Genomic DNA, 6,000 nt, shown 5'->3' with positions numbered 1-6,000 from the left:
GACCCGGCCCGCGGCCGACGTCGTGAACCTTCTCAACGACTTCTTCCGTGTCGTCGTCGACACCGTCAACCGCCACGTCGCGTTCCTGGCCGCCGAGTTCGGTGCCGCGTTCCAGCGCGCGTCGGGCGACGTCCTCACCGACGTAGCGACCGAAAAGGTCGCGCAGCCTTTGCCGTTCGGCGAGGTCGCGCACCATGTCGTTGAATCCGGCTTGGAGCAAGCCCAGTTCGCTGGCGTCGTAGATCTGCATGTGGGCGTTGTAGTTACCGCGCTGGACTTCGCCCAGCGCCCAACGCAATTGGCGCAGCGGGTCGGCGATGGCCATGGCGACCAATACTGTGCCGGCCAGGCCGACCAGCAGCGCGGCGATAGCCATGATCAGGATCGGCGTGGTCAGTCGGTCGGCGGAGGCGGTCAGGATCTGGTACTTGCTGGCCACCAGCGCCAGCACGATCGCCAGCACCGGCACACCGGTCGACAGCGTCCACGTCAGCACCTGACGCAGGATCACCCCGGCGGCCCGGTAGTTCTCCGGCACGCCGCTGCGCAGCGCGGCGACGGCGACCGGGCGCAGCACACGTTCGGATTGCAGGTAGCCGATGATCGCGGTCGCGGTCGCACCCAACGCGGTCGCCACCGCTACGACGGGCGCGGCGTGGCTGGCGACGGGCCAGCTGGCCACGATGAACACGATGGAGCCCAGACACCAGTTGGTGACGCTGATCAGCGAGCGGTAGAACGGCATCTTCAGCGCGCGGGTGCGGGCCAGTTCGGTGGCGGCCGGCTCGGCGTCGACGAGCAGGCTGTCGCGTCGCTGCCAGCGCATAACCGGGATCAGCAATCGCAGGCTGACGAATGCGCCCACCACGAACGACAGGAACAAGAAGCCGAGGAAGATGGCGAGGTTGAAAGCGGGTAGATCCTGTAGCTGGATGCGATCCTCAGGAGGCAGGCCGAACCGGAGAAAGCCCAGCACGAACAGCGCGCCGATGATGTCGGACTGCACCATGCCCAGGGTGAACACCGGCCAGGGCGTACGCGCCACCCAGCGGACGAATGCCTTGATTCGCCCGATCGGTTCGGCCGTGGTGGTCACATCGCTAACCGTATCGGGCCGGTGAGGCTCCACAGGGTGCTCTGGGACGGACGTGTCGGTTTGTGTCGGTTCGCAGCACTACTGTTACCTCTGATGGCCGGAGTCTTTTCACGTCTGGTGGGCCAAAGCGCCGTTGAGGCCGAGCTCGTGGCCGCGGCGCAGGCTGCACGCCGTGATCCCGCTCACGATGCCAACGCCACAGGGACCATGACACATGCCTGGCTGATCACAGGTCCACCTGGGTCCGGTCGTTCGGTGGCGGCACTGTGTTTCGCGGCGGCGTTGCAGTGCGAGTCCGACGGCGTGCCGGGTTGCGGGCAGTGCCGTGCCTGCACCACGACGATGGCAGGAACCCATGCCGACGTGCGCAGGATCATCCCAGAGGGATTGTCGATCGGTGTTTCCGAGATGCGCAGCATCGTGCAGATCGCCTCGCGGCGGCCGGGCGCCGGGCGGTGGCAGGTCGTGCTCATCGAGGATGCCGACCGGCTGACCGAGGGCGCGGCGAACGCGCTGCTCAAGGTGGTCGAGGAGCCGCCCCCGTCGACGGTGTTTCTGCTGTGTGCGCCGTCGGTCGATCCGGAGGACATCGCGATCACGCTGCGCTCGCGCTGCCGGCATGTGGCGCTGGTGACACCGCAGGTGGACGCCATCGCGCAGGTGCTGATCGACTCCGACGGGCTGCCTGCAGAAGATGCGCACTGGGCGGCGTCGGTCAGCGGAGGACATGTTGGGCGCGCGCGGCGGCTGGCCACCGACGAGAAGGCGCGGCGGCGGCGGGAGCGGGCGCTGGGGCTGGCACGCGATGCGGCGACACCGTCGCGGGCCTATGGCGCGGCCGAGGAACTGGTCGTCACCGCTGAGGCGGAGGCTCTGGCGCTGACCGCCGACCGCAACGACGCCGAGACCGAAGAGCTGCGCACGGCGCTGGGTGCCGGCGGTACCGGCAAGGGCACCGCGGGCGCGCTGCGGGGCGCAACGGGTGCGATGAAAGACCTTGAGCGCAGGCAGAAATCGCGGCAGACGCGGGCGTCTCGCGACGCGCTGGATCGCGCGCTGATCGACCTCGCGACCTATTTCCGCGACGCGCTGCTGGTGTCGGCGCAGGCCGGCGACATTGCGCCCAACCATCCGGACATGGCCGACAAGGTGGCGACCATGGCGGCCGTCGTACCGCCCGATCGTCTGTTGCGGTGTATCGAGGCGGTGTTGGAGTGCCGTGAGGCGCTCGCGGTCAACGTGAAGCCGAAGTTCGCGGTCGACGCGATGGTCGCGACGGTGGGCCGGGCGCTGCGCAACTGACTTGGGTGGTCGCAGCGCCCTGCCGTAGACTCGTGCCGCCCGGCTAGCGCCGAGCGCGCCACCTTAGCTCAGTCGGCAGAGCGGCTCACTCGTAATGAGCAGGTCAGGAGTTCGATTCTCCTAGGTGGCTCTGTCCAAGTACTTCGCCGGCCAGCTTGTTGGCGGTCGCGGCGGCGGGGAACCCGGCGTAGCCGCTGGAGTGGTAGATGACCTCCGCGATCTCGTAGTCGGTCAGGCCGTTGGTGCGGGCGATCTGGAGGTGGAAGGTCAATTCGTCGGTGGCCCGCAGCGCGATGAGGATGCCCAGTGTGACGAGGCTGCGGTCGCGACGGCTGAGGCCTTCGCGTCCCCACAGGCGACCGAAGACGTTATCGACGCCGATCTCGAGGAGCTCGTCGGCGAATCCGGCGCGAGGGATTTCGCCCTCGGGAATGAAGCCCGGCAGCAACTCGCGGAGAATCTTGGTTCCTGTTTCGCGCACATCAGTCATGGATCCACCCTTGCATGGCGGTCTTTACTGGGCCGGCGCGACGTACCCGAGGGGCCCAGCCGCGATGCAGACCGACAACGCGGCGGTGTTGGCGCGCACGTTGATGGCGTCGCCGGCGCCGGGCAGTCGGACAAAAACCCGGTTGAGGCCGGGATGGACGGGCACTTTCGTCTCCGAACCCTCACTGAGCGACAGCATCATCGAGCCCTCGCTGTTGGCGAGGTAGTTGATTTCCGCGGTCCAGTCGGCAGGCAGTAGCGGCCCGTCCAGTGGCATGCGCACCGGAAAGTCGGGTTGGACGAGGTAGCCGCATGTGGGGTCTGGTCCTCTGACGATTGTGCGGACCCAGGTGACCTTGGCGTCGACCAGACGACCACGGTTGTCGAGCATGCGCAGTTGTGTTGTGGTGCTGTCGAATTCAGGGCGATCGCGTAGTAACGCGAACATGTGGCGGGCCAGGTTCTCGGGGGCGGCGACGCGTTGCAGCACGAACGGATCGACTTCCTGGTCCAGCATGGGCGCGTTGGAGGTGCGATGCGCCTTGGCGAGGCCGGCCCGGGCATTCTGGAGGTAGGTCTGGGCGGGGTTGTCTTGCCAGATGGTCGTGAAGGTCGCGGTGGAGTAAAGACAGCTGGCGAGGAACGAGGCTGTGGCAGTGACGATTACGGCCGTGCGAATGGGGGACGCGTCGAGCCATCGGGTTTGTACGCGGTTGCGCGCGCAGATTCCGACGGCGGCAAGTAGAGCGAGCACGACGACGAGGTCAGGGAAGTAGCGCAGGGTCTGCGCGAGTTCCAAAGCGGTGAACTTGGATGACCGCATGAGATAAATTGGGATCTGGCAGACGATCGCGTATCCCACGGCGGCGAGCCACAGCAGGCCGATGCGCTGCTTGCGGAGGAACGAGATCGCTACGACGGCGGCGAGCGCGAGCCAGCCCAGGATCATGACCGTGACGGGGGGTGTGGCCCACGGGGAGGCGGGTGCCCAGCGCTGCCAGTCCCATGGGCCGCCGGCGAGGCCGGGCACGATTCCGTGAGTGATGGAGCGACTGAGGAGATCTCGCGTCATGGGCAGGTCGCGGCTCCAGCGTTCCTGGTCGACGACGACGAGGTAGAGCACGATCCAGGCGGCGGTCAGTGTGAGCGATCCGACCCAGAGGTTGACGCCTTTGCGCCAGACAATTCGCAGTGCGGAGCCCTCACCGGTGACGTGTGAAAGGAGCGCGGTGATGGTGAAGGCGACGAACGGTATGACGGCGGCCTTTTCGAAGAAGAGGAGGCCGCCGAAGAAGACGAGGAGCGCGGTGACGGTGTAGCGCTGGTTTCCGGTGCGGACGAGAAGGATGGCGTCGGCGCATACCCAGGCGAGGGCGGTGAGCATCGGCAGCGAGTTCAATGCGGCTGCCCACCAAGCGAATCCAGGGATTCCGAGCGGGGTGAACAGTGCGAAAGTGAGCGGGATGAGCAGGACGGGGCGCCAGCCCAGGATGACGTGCAGCGCCCGCAGAAGTGCCAGTGATGCGAGGAGTTGCAGGACGACGAGGCTGATGGCCGGGCCGGCCCAGTTGAGCGGGGCGAGGTGGGTGATGATGCCGGCGACGAGGAAGGCGGCGGGCATGACGTGGCCGTCGTGGTCGTCGAAGAGGTAGGCCGGCGAGAAGATGTTCTGGGTCCCGGCGCGGCCGACGAGGATGAGGTCGTCCCAATAGAAATATCCCTTGAACGCCAGGACCGCCCGGATGACGAGTTGGACCGCGATCAGGGCGATGGCGGTCGACGCAACCCAGTTGGTGCGGGTCAGCCGGACTGCCATACGTCCTTTCTGCTGGTCGGCGGGACCCTTCGACTGTACGGGTCGCGGTGTTGGAGGCCGTTAGGCTGCGTTGACGGGACTGGTCCTCGGATCGGCGAAGGACCGGGTTACGGTGAGCTTGGACATCTCAACTGACGCGGGTTTGTCGGCCAACAAGCGCTTAAGCTGGGGGAATGGACGGAAGCTCGCCGTATTCGCATAACTATGGCAGCCCGCCGCCGGGAGTTGGCCCCCTGGCGGCAAGCGGACCGGGTTATGTGCCGCAACCAGCGGCGAATTTGGGTCCAGGCGCTCCGCAGGGGCGGCGCCGAACCGGCTTGCTGGCAAGCGGAGTAATTCTCGCGTTGCTGCTAGGAGTCGCGGCGTTGGTGTTGTCAATAATCGGGTTAACCCGCGAACCTGAACAGCCTCGCCTGCCAGAAGTTCCGAAAGCTGCGCCTGAAGAACTGTTCGATCGCGCATCTGATAAGGCACTTTGTGAGGTCATCGCTCCATTAATGAGAGAGCAAAGCGACCGAACTCGGAACTTCCAGAACAAGGGTGATGCAGCATCTCCCGAGCGGTTAGGGGCGATTCCACAATACAAAGCTGAAACGCTGGATTGGGCCAACCGGATTCAGCCGCTGGTAAATGAGCACGCCCAACCTCCGCGGTATTTGACTCGCACACTGCAGCGGTATATCGACGGCATGTTGCTTTACAGCGAAAACATGTATCCAGAGCGCGGTCCCGATTCATTTGATGACGCGACATACGAGTCAGCCATTGTCGACTACGGAGGCCCCCTCGGCACCTGCTTCAAGGTGGGGATCCGGTGGTAGCGGTTGCTGCGGATGGCGAGGTTGAGCCCAACCGTAAATTCTCCGACTTCATACTCGGTGGCGTGTGGCCTGAAACTTCCCCTGGCCCATGGAAGGGAGCCGCAGATGGACAACGCAAATTTGCGCAGGCCTCTGGGGCGGGCGCGCGAGACATAAGTGCTTCTGCCAGTGCGATCCTCTCTAACAACGACGGCGCGTTGATCGAATCGATGCACATCGCCTACCAAGTTGACAGCAAAGCTGTTGAGGCACAGTCGGATATGTTCGCGTTGATAGCTGAATCCGTCGACAAGTGTGCCGATCTCGTTAAAGATGCGCGCCTCGAAATGGACGCCATCGATCGAGAGGCGCATGAGGAGATTGACAAGGTCATTCAGATCGGGAAGGAGGGAGTTTTTAGCAGCTGGGCGCTACTCGCGATGATCTGGGCGATTCTGACGAGGGCCAAAACAGCAGCAATTGCCGTTTCAGCAGCC

At 65.0% G+C, this 6,000-nt stretch carries 5 protein-coding genes and 1 tRNA gene; 3 read left to right on the top strand and 3 right to left on the bottom strand.

What is annotated here, in order from left to right:
* Positions 1–1,096, bottom strand: a 1,096-nt coding sequence (locus A5651_RS16745; protein WP_156663007.1) for a HAMP domain-containing protein, incomplete at its 3' end; no start/stop codon positions are given.
* Positions 1,097–1,189: 93 nt separating this feature from the next.
* Between A5651_RS16745 and A5651_RS16740 the strand changes: the two genes are divergently transcribed.
* A complete protein-coding gene (locus tag A5651_RS16740) occupies positions 1,190–2,398 on the top strand; it encodes a DNA polymerase III subunit delta' (protein ID WP_066983094.1) in 1,209 nt (402 codons plus the stop codon).
* Positions 2,399–2,455: 57 nt separating this feature from the next.
* Positions 2,456–2,528, top strand: a tRNA-Thr gene (locus A5651_RS16735).
* Here the strand turns inward: A5651_RS16735 and A5651_RS16730 are convergent.
* Both A5651_RS16730 and A5651_RS16725 read right to left on the bottom strand, forming a co-directional pair.
* Positions 2,502–2,888: a carboxymuconolactone decarboxylase family protein gene (locus A5651_RS16730; RefSeq protein WP_156663004.1), complete on the bottom strand. Its 387-nt coding sequence runs from the start codon at positions 2,886–2,888 to the stop codon at positions 2,502–2,504. The genes A5651_RS16735 and A5651_RS16730 overlap by 27 nt on opposite strands.
* 24 nt (positions 2,889–2,912) lie before the next feature.
* Complete coding sequence (locus tag A5651_RS16725) at positions 2,913–4,703, bottom strand: hypothetical protein (protein WP_066983091.1); 1,791 nt, start codon at positions 4,701–4,703, stop codon at positions 2,913–2,915.
* A gap of 173 nt (positions 4,704–4,876) precedes the next feature.
* On the opposite strand from A5651_RS16725, the gene A5651_RS25495 reads away from it, so the two are divergent.
* Complete coding sequence (locus tag A5651_RS25495) at positions 4,877–5,524, top strand: hypothetical protein (protein ID WP_156663002.1); 648 nt, start codon at positions 4,877–4,879, stop codon at positions 5,522–5,524.
* The last annotated feature ends 476 nt before the right edge of the window (positions 5,525–6,000 follow it).

Origin of the sequence: Mycobacterium sp. 1274761.0, assembly GCF_001668615.1 — a bacterium.
Classification (GTDB): Bacteria; Actinomycetota; Actinomycetes; order Mycobacteriales; family Mycobacteriaceae; genus Mycobacterium.
The sequence above is the reverse complement of the archived record's forward strand: the minus strand, read 5'-3'. Positions and strand labels throughout refer to the sequence as shown.